Source organism: Bacillus sp. MRMR6 (genome assembly GCF_001940785.1).
Classification (GTDB): domain Bacteria; phylum Bacillota; class Bacilli; order Bacillales; family Cytobacillaceae; genus Neobacillus.
Window position 1 is genome coordinate 1 of sequence record NZ_MSLS01000055.1, and the last position, 15,565, is coordinate 15,565.

The following is a 15,565-nucleotide window of genomic DNA, read 5'->3' on the forward strand; positions in this document are numbered from 1 at the left end:
CTAGTTGTGCCTTTGATGATTTTTAAGCAGAAGATCATAGCGCAAAATTTTTGATTGCCAGAGAAGAATGAAGTCGCGGCCCTCGCTAATGAACTAAAATATGGTAACCCCACCAAAAATAAATTTTTATTCGTTGAAGGATTTTTTCAATTTACGTCGTATTGGGGATTCAATCCGATACCTATTTTTCATACATTTTTATACAAGTGTTCGCAACTATTATACAGTATATTTAATTAAACTTCATTTAAATTTTCTTTTAGAGCCATCGCGTAGCGATTTCGTTCTTCTCCTGCTTCCAAAAAAGCAGGAAAACCGTCCCCGTGTCACCCTCAATCAATCATTTAATCCCTTACCGTTAAGAATTTGTTGCATATATTTTGCAACTCTTGACTCTCGTGTTTTAGATTGTTTAGGTTGTGAAAAATGGAGAAGGTATGCTCTTTGCCGCCCTGGCGTCAATACTTCAAAAGCAGTTTTCAAGGCAGGAACTTCATCGAATTTATTCTGAAGTTCTTCTGGAATGATGTATTCTGTAGTCTCTTTAAATTTAACTTCCAAACCGGCTTTTTCAACTTCAATGGCTTCACTTATATAGGCTTTCAAGATGGTTTCCTTTTCTGTTATTTCTTGAATTGTGGTGAACCGAATCTGGCGCTGTGCCTGGGAATTCTCCCCTGGTTTGATTAGAACACCATTCGGGTCATTTAATAAGGCACCTTTAAAAAACATAAGAGCACAATATTCTTTAAATCCCTGCATGATCGCTATATTACGGTTCTCAAAAGTGTAGCAAGGGGTACGCCACTTCAATTCTTCTGTAAGCTTACAGTCAAGAAGGATCTCTCTCAACTGCACAAATTCTTCTTTCCACTTTTCTTCTTTATTTATAAATTCATCCACCTTAGAATTCAGGTTAAGAGTTGTCATCAAGGAGCACTCCTCTATCATTTTTCAATCAGGTAACACTTATCGAACTAAAAACCTACCAGTAAATTCCTAAAAACTAGGATCCTTCGTCATGCTGCACAATCTGAATTAGGTTGCCGCATGTATCGTCGAAAACGGCTATGGTGACTTCGCCCATCTTTGTCGGCTCCATCGTAAACTTCACACCAAGTTCCACTAATCGTTTGTACTCTTTATGAATATCTGAAACGCCAAACATGGTTGCTGGAATACCTTCTGCAGAAATCTTCTTTTGATATTCCTTTGCGGCAGGATGCTCATTTGGTTCAAGTAACAGTTCAGTACCGTCCTGGGCATCGGGAGAGACAAGCGTTATCCACCTGAATTTCCCCATGGGAACATCATGCTTTTTTACAAATCCCAGCTTTTCTGAATAAAACTCCAGTGCCTTGTCTTGATCTTGTACGAATAGACTGGTAACAATGATATTCATCATGTTTTTCCTCCTTTAATATTGATCACATTGGTGCTTGCTAAAAATCTGACTCTAAGCAGCAAGCCCCCTATAGTCGTCAGAAGTTTTATAAAAAAACTACTCGATCCATCCTTTCAGCAAATTTTTAAGTGGTTCGTTGTTGAATTTAATGACTCGATATTTTCCCTTCCGTTTTGATAGCACGAGTCCTGCACCTTCCAAAACAGAAAGATGCTTCGCGATCGCTTGTCTCGAAATGGAAAGATTGTACTTCATAATGAGACGCACCGTAAGTTCATACAACGTCAGCTCGTTGCGTTCGGATAGTTCGTCTAATATAAGCCTCCGAGTCGAGTCGCCAAGTGCTTTGAATATAGCGTCTTTGTCCCAATTCATATATCGAGTATATGCAACTCTACGGTTGCTTGTCAAGCATACGCAACTGTATGGTTGCGTATAAAGGAACCACATCATGAAATCTAACAAGTTAATACTAATAACAAAAAGTGCATTGATCCTCATTAGATCAACCCACTAGTTAACTTGTTTGTTTTTTTACTTTAGCATATGGCATAAATTTGGTTATGGCCTCTTCTCAGCTAGCCACCCTATTAGTAAAACGCAGTAGAACCGTCCCCGTGTCACCTTATTTATTACCAACACCGCTTTCGACAATTTTCGCTTCTTTTTTATTAAACAAAAGCCTATATTTAAGGGAAAACGCGAATTTTAATCAAACGTTTGATTAGCAGCAAGAAGACTAATCAATCGTTTGAATAAATGCAGGCCAAACCCTTTTGTTGAACGAATTCATGCTAGTTTTCTGGAGCAATATTTGTCGAGGAACGGTTACAGCCTTTGAGCTATTTCTCCAAAATACATATATAAAAACTAGTATTCTATATAAATGGACACGTTTTGATACTAATCAAACGTTTGTGTAAATCGGTAAAAATGAAGGTGAATAAAGAGATCTGGCTCAAAAGAAGGTAGAAATTTGTCGTTGACGCAACATGGTCAAAACCATGTTATTAACTCATTTTTGTTAACTTTTCTATTGAATCATCTTTTCCATGATAAAATCAGTTTGTTCTTCATCTCCCATATAAAAAGCGTGGGCTCCCGTTTGAACAAATCCCATTTTCCGGTAGAAAGCCAGTGCATTTTCATTTTTTTCCCATACGCCTAGCCAGATTTTCTTTTTGTTATGTTCTGTCGCCATTTCCATCGCTTTATTAAACAGATATTTACCAAGCCCATGTTTTTGAAATTGGGTCCTTATATAAATCCTCTCGATTTCAAGTGATTCGTCGCCCATTTCTTCAGACTGTGCATCATCGATATTGACCTTTAGATAGCCAGCGACTTCATCATTAAAATAAACAAAAAAGAATTTCGAAGAATTATTGGTTAATTCTTTTTCTAATTGTGGTAAGTTAAATGCCTTTTCCATATATGCCTTCATATTTTCGGGTGAATTCTGATGCTTAAATGTGTCATTAAATGTTTCAACACTTATTTCTTGAAGTTTATGTAAATCTTCAACGGTACACTTTTTTATTTTTATAGCCATTTAATTTATCGCTCCTTTTTAACTCAATAAATTCTCTTGTTTCCCTTTTTTACAAATTCCCAGTCTTTTTCGATATTTTTTCTTACTCTTTGAAGAAGATTGACCATAGTTTCTACTTCTCTTTTAGAAAATCCCTCTAATGCAACGGTATTGGAATATTCATTTTCTCTTTTAATAAAAGGATAAACATTCTTCCCTTTCTCTGTTGGAAAAAGCTTTTTTATTTTTTTGTTATGCAGATCGTCTTTCTTTTCAATAAAGCCATTCATTTCAAGTTTTTTTATCGCACGAGCCGCTGTTGTTCGATCTACTTTTATCATCTCAGCTAACTTTTCTTGAATCATTCCCGGGTATTCACAAATTCGCACAAGGTACAAATACTGCCCCTTTGTAAGGTCATATTCCTTAAATTCGATGTTACTTATAGAATCTAATGCCCTTGCAATCATTCCAATTTCACGAAGAATATCCTTCATAACAAACTCCTTTTTGTTGCAAATGCAACAATACAGTATATATAAATCTTACCCTAAATTTATTGCATTTGCAACACAGGGACGGTTCTACTGATTCCTTCGTTTAACGAAGGAATCAGTAGAACCGTCCCTGTGTCTATACTTTTATTCTTCTTCTAACCATTGTTTCACTTTCTGATCCATCTCTTTTTGTAGGTCCTTTATATTGCCACTATCTTGTTGTGCTAGTTTCACATATTTTTTGGGGAACATCTTTTTTAGAGAGGACTGATACAAACTTCCATCCTCGGGTTCTATGTATTCGATAACAGAATATGTATCTACTTTTTTCTCTAAGCGAATTACTGCTGGTAAAGAGTGTCCTGATTGGTTTTCTAATCCAGTGGACTTATTAAAGCCGCCATAGTAAGACCACATATAGACACTAATCACGCCATTTACATTACTCGTACCATATACTTTATGAACCTCAAATTGCTTGTCTGTATCATAGTAGGAAGCAGCGTATTTATTAACGATATAATTCGAGATGACCTCGTCCATCTCTTGTGTTACATGTTTATCACCATCTGTCAGTTTAACTCCATTGCCCGTACAACCTGTAAGGAATACTGCTACAAATGATAAAAAAATAACCAAATTGAGCACAAACTTCATATGAACTCCCTCCCATATATATATGTCTAAGCAGTAGAACCGTCCCTTTGTCACAACTCTAATTGTGAAATGAATTTTTCAAAGTTGCTTTCGTTTTGCCAAAGTGTTCCCCAAACATCATCATTTTTTACTAATATTCCCATAAACCATATTCTTCTCAGGGTGACAAACTTACTTACCTCTTTAAGGTCTTTGTCACTTATGGTTTTTTGACTCAAATAACCATTCAGGAATGCGTCCCAGCATGGATTCTCTAAATGAGAATAGTTCTGCTTTAAATTCCACAAAAATACCGAGACATCATAAAGACGATAACCAAAACCACAACAATCGAAGTCAAAAACCTCTAGATTTTGGCCGGAAACATGCATATTAAAATTATGAAAATCGCCGTGACAAAAACCATAATCAAGATGGATATTTGCTCGTAAATCGGTCTTTAAATTTGCTACGATCGTTCTGAAAACAGCAACTTTATCACTACAATGATCTCGCAAAAAAGGTATTATGAAAGCTGCTGGCTCATCTAACAAGTGGGTGAGGTTCAATTCAACATTTCTTTGATGGTTTGACGTGAAGGAATCTGTTGCTTTATGAAGGCTACCTAATGCTTTTCCGATCAGATCACAGTTTTGCTCATTAATTTCAGGCCTATCTCCTTTACTATAATCAAACAAAACTCCGTACCTGGTACCTTCCGGTGCAGGAATTTCAGATAACCATTGCCCATCTTTTCTGATCAAAGGTTTTGATACAGCGACACCATGTTCTGAAGCATATTTTATGGCATCCAGTTCAAATAGAATGTCCGACTTTTCTCTCCAACCTTTTCTATATACACGAAATATATAGTTGTTATGTTCAGTAACTACTAAATATGTATCATTTAATCCTCTTGTTAAAAATGAACAACGAATGATTTTTCCAATGTCAAAGGAATTCGAGAAAAACTCAACTGTTTTATTTGAAAGCAATGAATGTCTTACCTCTGAAAAATGCATATGTTCCTCCGTCTCATTTTTTCTATTACTTTTTCTATCCTTTATTCCATTAATTCACATCGTCTCCGTGTCACCTCATTTAGTAGCTGCCATATATTGTTCATACCATTCTTTTCCCGATGACCATTCATTTACTGGGTCTTTTTTGCCTAAAATTATTGAACACGCAGCTGCCATTATGTACTCTTCCAATCCATCTTCATTGCTTTTGGCAAACTTGTTTAAAAAATGGGTAAGAGCGATTTTCTTTTGTTCAACAATATTATTAAACTCACTTTCGTGACCCTTAATATAATCATTAGGATTTGAAGACAATTTGCTTACCTCACTTGAAGATACGATTTTCTCCAAGTCTCTTTCAACTTGTTGAATAATATCCATTTCTTTTTCCGCAGAAGTACAAGCAGTTAATAAAAGTAACATAAAAAGAAAAAATAGATTTCTCAACAAAAACCACTCCTTATTTACTTAATTCTATTTTTCATTATCAAAATCACTATCTAAAAATGACTTTCTATCATTTTTATCCCCATTTTCCTTCTCGATAAACTGACCAACCAGAGATTTGTTAATACCATCCTTAACTGCCGTTGAAACAACTAAATACAGAATAAATAAACCAATAATCCAAAGAATAATAGAAAAGAGCAATGAACCGAGAACCATTATATCCCTCCTAAATCACCATCTGACACCTATATTTTACCATAAAGAGGAAGCACAGGGACGGTTCTACTGCTTCCAAAGAAGCAGTAGAACCGTCCCTGTGTCTCCTTCACTTTATACTACTAGATATAAACATCGAGGCATCTTGATTCATAAAGATACGATTTCCGTGATAGAATGTCTTGATTTCAGTGGAGGTAAATCCAACTTCGGATAGTACTTTTTTCAGTTCTTCCTGCGAGAAACCGTTATGAACTTTCGGGTGATTGACTTGATTGTTTCTGTCAAAATCAATAATAACTAGCTTGCCGCCGTGAGTTAAAATATTGAACAATTCTTGTAAAATTTTATTAGTATCCTGAATATGAAGAAGGACGAGTGACAGTAAAATGATGTCTGCCTTAAGTTCAGGAGTTTCTTGAGTAAAATCGGAATAAAGTACGTTTGCGTTGGTCATTCCTTTATGAGAAATTTTCGCTTTCGCAACCTCCAACATTTGTTCAGATGAATCTACCAACAAAATAGAATCAACTAGATCAGATAATTCTAAACTAACAAGACCCGTACCACTTCCATAGTCGATTAATGATTTTAATTTACTATTGTGCAATTCTGCTCTTACTTCCTTCACGATCACTCTAGCTAATTCCATTCTTTCTTCTGTATCATATCTTTTTGCCATCTGTTCAAAAACGTTATTTTCCATAGTCCATATTCCACTCCCTATTTATTAAAAAATGAAAGCTACATGGGGACGGTTCTCTTGCTTCATTCACCTATATAAAATTTACATACTTCCCCTAACTTTGCGTGTAACACTCTATTCATTAACAGAATGACAATGAACATCACGAACACCCCGTTACTTGAAACGGGATAACTAACTATCGATTTATGTTAAAATAACAAGTGTACAAAATTTGTTCTCTACGGGTGGTTTCACATTGAACTTAATCGAGAAGTTATATACTCTTATTATTTTCTTAGCAGTAGTACTAGGTATGAGTATAGGACAAGTAGAACTAATACGTGCGAATGCGGAAAGATTTATTATTCCTTTATTAGTAGCTATGTTATATATTACTTTCTTACAAATTCCTATTGAGGAAATAAAGAACGCTTTTAAAAACATCAAGTTTACATATACTTCAGTCGTGATAAACTTTGTCTGGACACCGATCCTAGCATGGCTGCTAGCTATGGTATTTTTAGGGGAGAATCCAGCATTGTATATTGGATTTATTATGTTGATGGTCACCCCATGTACGGATTGGTACTTAGTCTTTACAGGGATTGCGAAAGGAAATGTTGCACTATCAACGGCTATCTTACCTCTAAACTTAATCTTACAAGTCATTTTGCTGCCGTTTTATCTTCTTATTTTTGGCGGAACGACAGGAGTTATCGAGCTGTCTTTTTTGATGGAAAGTATTTTAATGGTTTTATTCATACCGCTAGTTTTAGCTTTTCTAACAAAAATGTTCTTGAAAAACAAGCAACAGTTAAGAGACAACCATATATCCAATCTTAGCGTGTTACCCATTATTTTTCTAAGCCTTGCCATTGTTTCGATGTTTGCTTCGCAAGGGCAATTATTGTTTGATAATCTAGATTTAATGTGGAAAATAACATTACCTATCCTTTTATTTTTTATTGTGAATTTCATCTTCGGTCAAAGGGTTGGACAGTTTATGAAATTCCCAATCTCTGACAGAACCAGTTTAAGCTTAACCACTTTAGCAAGAAATTCACCAATCGCTCTAGCAATTGCTATGACCGCATTCCCAGACCAACCATTAATCGCCTTAACATTAGTTATAGGTCCACTATTGGAACTACCTATACTGGCAATCATCACTCAACTTTTATTGAAAATACACCGGGACGGTTCTACTGCTTCCTTAAGGAAGCAGTAGAACCGTCCCCATGTAACTCTACTTACGGATTATCTTTATTTCTTTAATAGGAAAATAAACAATGTTTGTGGTTCCTATTACCTTTTCCATTGGAATAGCCCCAATATGACGACTGTCCGTACTACCTCGCCTATTATCACCCATAACGAACAAATGTCCCTCTGGAACTACATCACTACCCACAGGAGTTTCTCTTAATGTAAACGAACCCGTTAAAAGTCCATTCACCATTTCTTGTTTAAATTCGTCTAAATATGGTTCATCGTAAGGTGTTCCATTTATATACAATGTATCATCTTTATACTCAATACGGTCTCCAGGTAATCCAATCACACGTTTTATGTAATCTTTACCGTCCGGTGCGTGAAAAACAACGATTTCAAACCTTTTCGGTTCACCTATTTTGGTGACAATCATTCGATCTTCTTCATGCAAAGTAGGTTCCATGGAATAGCCTTCAACTACAATTGGAGTAAATAAAAAGGTACGGATACTAAAGGCTAAAATAATGGCAATAAAGAGTACCTTAATCCACTCCCAAATCTCATTTTTGTCTTTTGCCGTTGCCATTTACTTTCATCCTCTCGCAGTTAAATATATTCTCTCACCTGTTACCCGTTAGAAACAGTCCTAAAAAATGTCTCATATTCCTTCAAATAATTATAGCACTTGGGAATCTACTTTTAGGGATATAATTCCATAAAGAGCCAAATTCTTCTCTTTTTCTACCCTTTCCCGTTAGAAATCCTGTAGATAGCTAATTCTCAACTTTGAAAAAAATTAGGTCCCCGAGTCACTCATTCTAGTTGAAATTCAATTGATTTTGCTTGATACATTTTGTCACGATATTCATAAGTGATGATAATGCTGCCTACAAAAGCCCCAGGAGAAAACTGTGGGTGCAGTATAGCAAATAGTTTATTATTTTTTACTTCATATTTAATAATGCTGCCAAAGTTAATTTCATCAAATAGTGTTCCAGGAAGAAGGTTTAATTCCTTTACATTAATGACATAGCGTTTCTTTCCAATCGTGATCTCTGCTTTGCTAGGATTTAGTCTTGATTTTATGTTTTGATTCACGATCCTCATTGGATGGTCAACTAGCACTTCGCCAAACCGATTAGTATCTATATGAAAAACATTTACTTCTTGGTCTAAAGCACCAGTACCGTAGCCTTTCGTTAAGATGATGATTAATTCTTTCTTTTCATCTTCGGTGATGTCTTCATAATAAATTTGCGGGGCGTATGTAGGATTAGTAGCGTTCATCCAATAAGGTCTTGAAAAAACACTTCCCTTAAAATCAATTTTGAAGTCGTAATATAAACCATCCATTTCCTTGGCATAAATCGTTATATGATCTTGATCAGATTTTGCTATCACCGTATATCCTGGAATAGTTGCTCCTACTTTATGAGGAGCAATCACAAAAAGAATCGCTATAATCGAAATGATGAATCTTTTCATTGGCAACACCTCATTTTAGTGTTCCCAACCTTGTTTTGTAATTCAACTAAACCGGTATTCTAATAAAAAAAACGCTGCTTCTTAGCTGAGAGAGTGACGCGGGGACGGTTCTACTGCTTCCTTAAGAAGCAGTAGAACCGTCCCCGCGTCACCTTTTCATACAACTTATTTCACTTATGCCCCTCCCTGTTAGTAGAAGAAGGTTTGGTCAGTATGTAATAATATAATCCCTCTTTTGGAATGATAAATTTATGTCATAATATTTTTCTGAAAAGGATGTTTTCTCATTGAGTGAACAAGAAATTCTCCAAACTATATATGATTTAAAAGAAAAAGTTAGTGATTTAAGGATTGAGCATTGGTTTAAATACTCAAATTGGGAAACCTGGTATTTCTGGTTTAATATCATGTCAATTATCATCCCATTAGCGATTCTTTACTTTAAAATAGATAGAAAACGGTTATTTGAGATATGTTTTTTTGGTTTCATCGTACATGTCACTTGGTCTAATATTGACAGCATATTGTCATCAAATAATTACTTAATACACCCTCATGGGTTCACTCACTTTTTGCCCATAGGAATAACGGTAACAGCTGTCGTCCTACCTGTATTTTTTATGCTCTTGTATCAATACTGCACAAATAGAGGGAAGAACTTCTATCTATATACTATAATCCTTTCGGCATTATTTGCTTATGGCTTTGGTTATTGGTCAAAAACAGTCGAGCTATTAATAATGTACAAAGGCATGAAATTAACCCACATATTTGTCATAGATATTGCAGTTGCATACTTTGCATTCTGGGTAACTAAATTATTTATTAAAATAAAAAATACCACATTAAAAAAACCATAGGGACGGTTATCTTGCTTCCTTCGCTATTGCATAGGCTAAATAAAAGAAAAAGTGATTTTTATTAAAATTTCATAATACGACATAAATCTAAAAAATCCTTCTTGTAATTAAAAAAAAGTTTAAGAAATGTCACATCTTAGACACGAATAAAAACTCAAGGACCAAGGACCGCGACTTCATTCTTCTCGGGCAATCAATAATTTTGCGATTAGCGCTTGCTCATTATCTAGAACTAAGGCACCACTGGCTGAAAAACCGCTAGTTGTGCCTTTTTTCGTGCAAAACCTCCGATTGTCCCCTATTAGAACCGTCCCTGTGTCACTCTTGAAAACACTTTACCGTAATTTTAACTTAGTCCATTCCTCTTCAGGAATGTCTCTATGCTTGTACTCGGAAACGTTAATTTCGCTTCCTCTTATTCGGAAGGTGATTGTTTCTTCCCCATATGGCGGATTATGGGGGCCTACAAATGTTTGGACTTGAACGGTTACATAATAAGCATTGTCAGACTCTTCTTTTTTGATTTTAAGAATTTTCTCGTCTCCTCTGTACCAAAGCTTTGGTTGATAATACTCTTCTACCGCTTTACCAATTGGATCAATTAACCGCTCAATCAACACGTCTTTTAAAAGTGTTTTAGGTACAGGTATTCTGTCTATTTTCTTTCTTTCAATATCAGTAATTTCCCACATTCCATCCGGTCTTTTATGAACCTGATAAAGAACATTGGTCCCATCCTTTTTCCAGAGGTGCACATAGCCTCTATTTCCTTTGGTATATAAACGAGGTTCATCGACCCACTCTTGCTCCAATTGAATAACCCATAAGTACAATTGCATCAATGGTGTTATTTTATTTCCTAATTGATTAAGAGTAGCTAATGAGTCATAGGTATACCCCGTTAAATCTATATCAAATTCTTTATGGAGATTCCTAATTTGTTGATCTGAAGCGTGCACAGTTACAGGTACCATAAGACATAAAATAATTATAATAACTATATTTAACTTCATAACATCACCTCTATGATATTTTGTGATATTTAAGGTTTTATTATGATACCACCAACCTTCCCCTTAGCGAAAAAAACACTGCAGCGATTAACATCTTTAATCCTGCCCCCGAAATCGAATAAGACTCCGTTAGGTAAAGATTTTTCACATAAACAGACCTAAGGTGAACAAATTATAATATGAGGAGGTGTCAAAGTTGAGAAGAAAAGATTTTCCGTATTACTTCTTAATGGTAACTACTGTAATTGGGATGGTTTTATTACCATTCGCCATTGTAAAACGATCATTTAAAGATTGGATTATTGTCTACCTTGTAACTTTTATTGGTAATTTTTTCTCAGATAGATATTTAGTAACAAAGGGATATTTGAAATACCCTAAAAAACTTTTTCCAAAGTATAAAATCCACCTCCCATTTGATTTTATTCAATACCCTTTAATGCTGCTTTACTATAATCAGTGGACATTGAATAGCAAACCCGTTGGAATTTTTTTAAAACTTTTCCCTTTTGTAATAACACAAACCATCATAGAGACAATTGCATCAAAGAAAACCAACCTTATCAAATGGAAAAAAGGATGGAGTTGGTATCACTCACTAATAAGTCTTATGTTAAAAATGTTAATTTGCAGAGCGATCATTGCAGTGATTAGAATAATAAACAATAGAAAAATTTCAGTAAGGTAACATGGGAACGTCCGTCCACTATGTTCACAATTTTAGTCTAATGGAAAGCTTTTTGGAGGGGATCTTATGAAGGAAACCAATCATACTATTGAATTGACATCAGCGGAAATAGCAAATCTTTGGACTCAATACATTAACGATTCTCTAGCCATTTGTATTCTTACCCATACTATTGAAAAGGCTAAAGACCAAGATATTATGGAAGTTTTTGAATATTCCCTTGGTCTGGCAGAATCCCATATCGAAAAAATCACAGGGTTTTTTAATCAAGCTAACTTTCCTATTCCAAAGGGATTCTCAGTAGAGGAAGATGTTAATCTACAGGCCCCTTCGCTGTTTACGGATGCATTTATGTTGGACTACCTACACGTTCTTACATTAATTGGATTGACAGGATATGCTGGCGCCGTTGCAACTTCAAGTAGAGAAGACCAAATAGATTACTTTATCAAATGCAACATTGAAACAATGGAATTACATAGACGAATCGTATCTGTAATGCTAAACAAAGGGCTGTACAGTAAGCCATCTAGGATTAATACACCGACTCAAATTAATTTTGTTGATCACCAGCGTTATTTAACAGGGTGGTTTGGGAAGAAACGCCCTTTTAACGTTATGGAAATGAGCGGTATGCATTTTAACATGAAAAAAGACGGAGCGAAGATTGTATTAGAAATAGGTTTCGGACAAGTATGCCATACAAAAGAAATTCAACAGTATTTCGAAAGAGGAAAAAAAATCTGTAAAAACCATTTTGGTGTATTCAGCAATATGTTAACGAAGGGAGAATTGTCTTCCCCAAAATTATGGATTTCTGAAGTTACAAATTCCACCATTTCCCCTTTTTCAGATAAATTAATGTTGTATCATATTGTCACATTAGTTTCAGCCGCGCTTGGATATTATGGTGCTGGTTTATCCGTTTCTCAAAGAAGAGACCTTACTATTGAATACGCTAAATTTATGGCGGACGTAGGTTTATATGTGGAGGATGGAGCAGAACTATTAATAAAATACGGGTGGCTAGAACAACCACCATTAGCGGTCGACCGAGAGAATTTGGCAAACAATAAAAAGTAATTGTCAATTTTTAAAATTTTTATCTTATATTCTGAAAAGGGGGTACAAAATGAAAAAACAAAACATCTTATTTAACCTTGACGATACATTAGCACACTGTAATAAATATTTTAACTTAGTGATAAACGAGTTCGCTGGCCAAATGACGGCGTGGTTTCACTCGATTCCAGAGGAAGAAATAAAACAGAAGCAGCTTCAACTTGATGTTGCGGCAATTAGTGAGCACGGTCTAAAGTCCGATCGGTTTCCCGAATCATTTGTTGGCACTTATAAATACTATTGCGACATAACTGGAAGGGAAAAGAATAGCGATGAAATCCACTATTTAAGAGAGCTGGGTTTTAAGGTGTTCGAGATTCCTGTTGAACCTATTCAGCACATGAATGAGACGCTAGAACGTTTAAAAGAAGAAGGACATGAATTATATTTGCACACAGGAGGAGACGAGGCGAATCAACGCAGAAAAATTTCTCAGTTAGAATTGACTACATTTTTTGAACATCGCATTTTTATTTCGGAACATAAAGATACTACCGCTCTATCTGATATTTTAAAAACCATTAAGGCTGACCCTCAAGTAACATGGATGGTCGGAAATTCATTAAGAACGGATATCGTCCCAGCACTGGAAATGGATATCCATGCAATCTATATCCCCGCAGAAAGTGAATGGCAATATAACATGGTTGAAGTTAACGTTGAGCATAGTAGTGCTTTTATAACAGTAGATTCACTTCAAGAAGTGCCTGACGTAATTGATAAACGTATCCAAGATCAAGTAATGTAAGTGAGAATAATTTAAAATGGCCTCCAATGGCCTCTATAAAAACAAAAAAAGCGCAGGGACGGTTCTACTGCTTCCATATGGAAGCAGTAGAACCGTCCCTGCGCTTTTGCGTCACTTCCACCATGTTGAAACAGGAATGGACAACCTTCCATCTAATTGAACTGTTTCACCGATTTGTGGAGCGATGAGGTTCACATTATTTTTATTTGCCGCTTCTAATGCTCTTTCCATCGGTTCAGTCCAGCCATGATTCGCAAGGGTAAAGGCCCCCCAATGCATTAACATCATATTCTTGCCTTTTACATCTATATTAGCCTGTACAGATTCTTCCGGAAACATATGAGCCCAAGCCCAACGTTTATCATATTGGCCGCCTTCTATTAATGTGATATCAAAAGGTCCATATTTTTCGCCAATTTCCTTAAAATGTCCATCATAGCCGCCATCTCCACTGGTATAGAAACGGGTTTGTTTTCCAAGAATGACCCAACCGCCCCAAAGTGTGGTATTTCGATTAAAAAGCCCTCTTCCAGAGAAATGTTTGGATGGCGTTAATGCCACGGTTAAGCCTTGGAAATCCGTTTCATCCCACCAATTTAGTTCTGTAATATTTTCTTTTGCCACACCCCAACCGATCAAATGATTGCTTACACCATAAGGAACGAAGAAATGACCGACCTTGCTCTTCAGCCTTTTTATTGATTGATAATCCAAGTGATCGTAATGGTCATGCGTAATAAGGACAGCATCAATAGGAGGCATTTCTTCAATCATATCCAACAGATCCTCACTGTAGCGTTTAGGTCCTACAAAGGAAACGGGTGAAGCGATCGGGCCTAGCATGGGATCAATGAGAATCTTTTTATGATCGATACTAAGTAAAAAAGCAGAATGCCCAAACCAGGTTAGACTATCTTCTTTACTATTAATTTTGGTCCAATCAATCTCAGAAACAGGAAGTTGAACTGCAGGCTTTCGCTCTTTACCACCTGAATTAGAGTCCTTAAACGTAGAGGAGCTCCTAGCTGCACTCGTGTTTATCTTTGTTGATGCCTGATAGACAAATTTTCCATTATCATAATTATTAAACGTACGATATACCTCTTTTTGTTCGTTACTTGGGTTACCGCCAAAAACCGGATGTAAGTTTATTAACATTGAAATGCCAATCCCTAATACAACGATTAAAACCAATAAATAAATCATTATTTTCTTTATAATTCCTTTCTTAGCCTTTGGTGCAACAGGACTGTTCATTTTTTGTGTTGTAGTAAGTCCTTCTGAACTCGGCATTTTATGTCCCCCTTTTATTGCTCACGATTCTATAATAGAGCAATTCCTTCGTTTGCTCAAAGTATTAAGAAATTACACAAACCTTGAGTCAATTGGAAAACCATGATCCCGTTCTTCTCAAAGTTTACTTAGTCCTTCCACATTAAAAAGGAGTACGAAAATACTTAGGGGACTAAAATTCGGATTAAAAAAGGAGAAAAGACATTATTTCTCTGTCTTTTTCTCCCTCCATGTAATCGGTCTTTCTTATTTAATTGTACGCCTGTAGAATATGAAACTTATATTTTATGCTCTTAAAAGAAAGGCTGTGTTTAAAGATGAATGTTGATTTTGAACGATTTTTGCGAAATCTGCGAGACTCCTGCGGGATTACGGGTCTGGGGAGACCCCGCAGGCGCTTTAGCGAGGGCACTGAAGAACTTCCGTTTTTTATATTTTATAAATAAGGAAAAGACATTATGGATGAAAAAAGACAAAAAAAGCAACTTCCTACCGAAATTCGAAGGAAAGTTGCTTATACCTCTGCCTATTTCCTATTCTTTTTCATTAAGAAGTTTTATTATCCGTTTGAGATTGACAGCGAATATGGTTGTGGCTCCTTGAATTTCCATACCAAATAAACCCGAGGATTTGGCTGTTTCAAAACCGTGCCCATGCTTGAGTTCACTATTTTTTGCTTCAATTTTATAGCGGTTTTTT

Annotated in this window: 19 protein-coding genes and 1 pseudogene; 5 read left to right on the forward strand and 15 right to left on the reverse strand. The window is 35.8% G+C overall.

Going from position 1 to position 15,565, the window contains the following annotated elements; all coding sequences use genetic code 11:
* Window positions 1-336: 336 nt before the first annotated feature.
* From BTR25_RS25780 to BTR25_RS25825, 10 genes are all read right to left on the reverse strand, one after another.
* Complete coding sequence (locus BTR25_RS25780) at window positions 337-930, reverse strand: YdeI/OmpD-associated family protein (RefSeq protein WP_075690822.1); 594 nt, start codon at window positions 928-930, stop codon at window positions 337-339.
* Window positions 931-1,006: 76 nt separating this feature from the next.
* Window positions 1,007-1,402, reverse strand: a complete 396-nt coding sequence (locus BTR25_RS25785; protein WP_075690838.1) for a VOC family protein — start codon at window positions 1,400-1,402, stop codon at window positions 1,007-1,009.
* Window positions 1,403-1,501: 99 nt separating this feature from the next.
* On the reverse strand, window positions 1,502-1,780 hold the full coding sequence (locus tag BTR25_RS25790) for an ArsR/SmtB family transcription factor (protein WP_075690839.1): 279 nt from the start codon (window positions 1,778-1,780) through the stop codon (window positions 1,502-1,504).
* 658 nt (window positions 1,781-2,438) lie between these two features.
* Window positions 2,439-2,957 (reverse strand): spermidine/spermine N(1)-acetyltransferase, encoded by a 519-nt coding sequence (gene paiA / locus BTR25_RS25795; protein ID WP_075690823.1) that lies wholly within the window; start codon window positions 2,955-2,957, stop codon window positions 2,439-2,441.
* Window positions 2,958-2,980: 23 nt separating this feature from the next.
* Window positions 2,981-3,433, reverse strand: coding sequence for a MarR family winged helix-turn-helix transcriptional regulator (locus tag BTR25_RS25800; RefSeq protein WP_075690824.1), 453 nt, complete (start codon window positions 3,431-3,433; stop codon window positions 2,981-2,983).
* 144 nt (window positions 3,434-3,577) lie between these two features.
* A complete protein-coding gene (locus tag BTR25_RS25805) occupies window positions 3,578-4,090 on the reverse strand; it encodes a hypothetical protein (RefSeq protein WP_075690825.1) in 513 nt (170 codons plus the stop codon).
* A 50-nt stretch (window positions 4,091-4,140) separates the two neighbouring features.
* The gene (locus tag BTR25_RS25810) at window positions 4,141-5,091 is read right to left on the reverse strand and encodes a phosphotransferase enzyme family protein (protein ID WP_075690826.1); all 951 of its coding nucleotides are present in this window, start codon (window positions 5,089-5,091) and stop codon (window positions 4,141-4,143) included.
* A gap of 75 nt (window positions 5,092-5,166) precedes the next feature.
* Window positions 5,167-5,538, reverse strand: coding sequence for a hypothetical protein (locus BTR25_RS25815; protein WP_075690827.1), 372 nt, complete (start codon window positions 5,536-5,538; stop codon window positions 5,167-5,169).
* 27 nt (window positions 5,539-5,565) lie between these two features.
* The gene (locus BTR25_RS25820; RefSeq protein ID WP_075690828.1) at window positions 5,566-5,757 is read right to left on the reverse strand and encodes a hypothetical protein; all 192 of its coding nucleotides are present in this window, start codon (window positions 5,755-5,757) and stop codon (window positions 5,566-5,568) included.
* Between the two features lie 109 nt (window positions 5,758-5,866).
* Window positions 5,867-6,463, reverse strand: coding sequence for a class I SAM-dependent DNA methyltransferase (locus BTR25_RS25825; RefSeq protein WP_075690829.1), 597 nt, complete (start codon window positions 6,461-6,463; stop codon window positions 5,867-5,869).
* A 238-nt stretch (window positions 6,464-6,701) separates the two neighbouring features.
* Between BTR25_RS25825 and BTR25_RS25830 the strand changes: the two genes are divergently transcribed.
* Window positions 6,702-7,673, forward strand: a complete 972-nt coding sequence (locus BTR25_RS25830; RefSeq protein ID WP_075690830.1) for an arsenic resistance protein — start codon at window positions 6,702-6,704, stop codon at window positions 7,671-7,673.
* Window positions 7,674-7,691: 18 nt separating this feature from the next.
* On the opposite strand, the gene lepB is transcribed toward BTR25_RS25830, so the two are convergent.
* Window positions 7,692-8,243: a signal peptidase I gene (gene lepB / locus BTR25_RS25835; protein ID WP_075690831.1), complete on the reverse strand. Its 552-nt coding sequence runs from the start codon at window positions 8,241-8,243 to the stop codon at window positions 7,692-7,694.
* 227 nt (window positions 8,244-8,470) lie between these two features.
* Window positions 8,471-9,142, reverse strand: a complete 672-nt coding sequence (locus BTR25_RS25840) for a hypothetical protein (protein ID WP_075690832.1) — start codon at window positions 9,140-9,142, stop codon at window positions 8,471-8,473.
* Window positions 9,143-9,429: 287 nt separating this feature from the next.
* Between BTR25_RS25840 and BTR25_RS25845 the strand changes: the two genes are divergently transcribed.
* Window positions 9,430-10,002 carry a hypothetical protein gene (locus BTR25_RS25845; RefSeq protein WP_075690833.1) on the forward strand — a complete coding sequence of 191 codons (573 nt, stop codon included), beginning with the start codon at window positions 9,430-9,432 and terminating at the stop codon, window positions 10,000-10,002.
* Between the two features lie 335 nt (window positions 10,003-10,337).
* Here BTR25_RS25845 and BTR25_RS25850 read toward each other — a convergent pair whose 3' ends face one another.
* Window positions 10,338-11,015, reverse strand: coding sequence for a DUF3888 domain-containing protein (locus tag BTR25_RS25850; RefSeq protein ID WP_075690834.1), 678 nt, complete (start codon window positions 11,013-11,015; stop codon window positions 10,338-10,340).
* 196 nt (window positions 11,016-11,211) lie between these two features.
* Between BTR25_RS25850 and BTR25_RS25855 the strand changes: the two genes are divergently transcribed.
* The 3 genes from BTR25_RS25855 (at window position 11,212) to BTR25_RS25865 (ending at window position 13,573) form a co-directional block, all read left to right on the forward strand.
* On the forward strand, window positions 11,212-11,703 hold the full coding sequence (locus tag BTR25_RS25855) for a CBO0543 family protein (RefSeq protein WP_075690835.1): 492 nt from the start codon (window positions 11,212-11,214) through the stop codon (window positions 11,701-11,703).
* Between the two features lie 66 nt (window positions 11,704-11,769).
* A complete protein-coding gene (locus tag BTR25_RS25860) occupies window positions 11,770-12,786 on the forward strand; it encodes a DUF3231 family protein (RefSeq protein WP_075690836.1) in 1,017 nt (338 codons plus the stop codon).
* Between the two features lie 49 nt (window positions 12,787-12,835).
* Window positions 12,836-13,573: an HAD family hydrolase gene (locus BTR25_RS25865; RefSeq protein WP_075690837.1), complete on the forward strand. Its 738-nt coding sequence runs from the start codon at window positions 12,836-12,838 to the stop codon at window positions 13,571-13,573.
* Window positions 13,574-13,684: 111 nt separating this feature from the next.
* Here BTR25_RS25865 and BTR25_RS25870 read toward each other — a convergent pair whose 3' ends face one another.
* Both BTR25_RS25870 and BTR25_RS27335 read right to left on the reverse strand, forming a co-directional pair.
* On the reverse strand, window positions 13,685-14,779 hold the full coding sequence (locus tag BTR25_RS25870) for an MBL fold metallo-hydrolase (RefSeq protein WP_075690840.1): 1,095 nt from the start codon (window positions 14,777-14,779) through the stop codon (window positions 13,685-13,687).
* Window positions 14,780-15,399: 620 nt separating this feature from the next.
* Window positions 15,400-15,565: pseudogene (locus BTR25_RS27335) on the reverse strand (IS5/IS1182 family transposase); the annotation flags it as partial.

Excerpts from the sequence above, each read along its gene's own strand:
- BTR25_RS25780 (WP_075690822.1), bottom strand. The coding sequence starts at position 930 with ATGACAACTCTTAACCTGAATTCTAAGGTGGATGAATTTATAAATAAA.
- BTR25_RS25840 (WP_075690832.1), bottom strand. The coding sequence starts at position 9,142 with ATGAAAAGATTCATCATTTCGATTATAGCGATTCTTTTTGTGATTGCT.
- BTR25_RS25805 (WP_075690825.1), bottom strand. The coding sequence starts at position 4,090 with ATGAAGTTTGTGCTCAATTTGGTTATTTTTTTATCATTTGTAGCAGTA.
- lepB (WP_075690831.1), bottom strand. The coding sequence starts at position 8,243 with ATGGCAACGGCAAAAGACAAAAATGAGATTTGGGAGTGGATTAAGGTA.
- BTR25_RS25870 (WP_075690840.1), bottom strand. The coding sequence starts at position 14,779 with ATGATTTATTTATTGGTTTTAATCGTTGTATTAGGGATTGGCATTTCA.
- BTR25_RS25790 (WP_075690839.1), bottom strand. The coding sequence starts at position 1,780 with ATGAATTGGGACAAAGACGCTATATTCAAAGCACTTGGCGACTCGACT.
- BTR25_RS25785 (WP_075690838.1), bottom strand. The coding sequence starts at position 1,402 with ATGAATATCATTGTTACCAGTCTATTCGTACAAGATCAAGACAAGGCA.
- paiA (WP_075690823.1), bottom strand. The coding sequence starts at position 2,957 with ATGGCTATAAAAATAAAAAAGTGTACCGTTGAAGATTTACATAAACTT.
- BTR25_RS25800 (WP_075690824.1), bottom strand. The coding sequence starts at position 3,433 with ATGAAGGATATTCTTCGTGAAATTGGAATGATTGCAAGGGCATTAGAT.
- BTR25_RS25850 (WP_075690834.1), bottom strand. The coding sequence starts at position 11,015 with ATGAAGTTAAATATAGTTATTATAATTATTTTATGTCTTATGGTACCT.
- BTR25_RS25865 (WP_075690837.1), top strand. The coding sequence starts at position 12,836 with ATGAAAAAACAAAACATCTTATTTAACCTTGACGATACATTAGCACAC.
- BTR25_RS25825 (WP_075690829.1), bottom strand. The coding sequence starts at position 6,463 with ATGGAAAATAACGTTTTTGAACAGATGGCAAAAAGATATGATACAGAA.
- BTR25_RS25810 (WP_075690826.1), bottom strand. The coding sequence starts at position 5,091 with ATGCATTTTTCAGAGGTAAGACATTCATTGCTTTCAAATAAAACAGTT.
- BTR25_RS25860 (WP_075690836.1), top strand. The coding sequence starts at position 11,770 with ATGAAGGAAACCAATCATACTATTGAATTGACATCAGCGGAAATAGCA.
- BTR25_RS25820 (WP_075690828.1), bottom strand. The coding sequence starts at position 5,757 with ATGGTTCTCGGTTCATTGCTCTTTTCTATTATTCTTTGGATTATTGGT.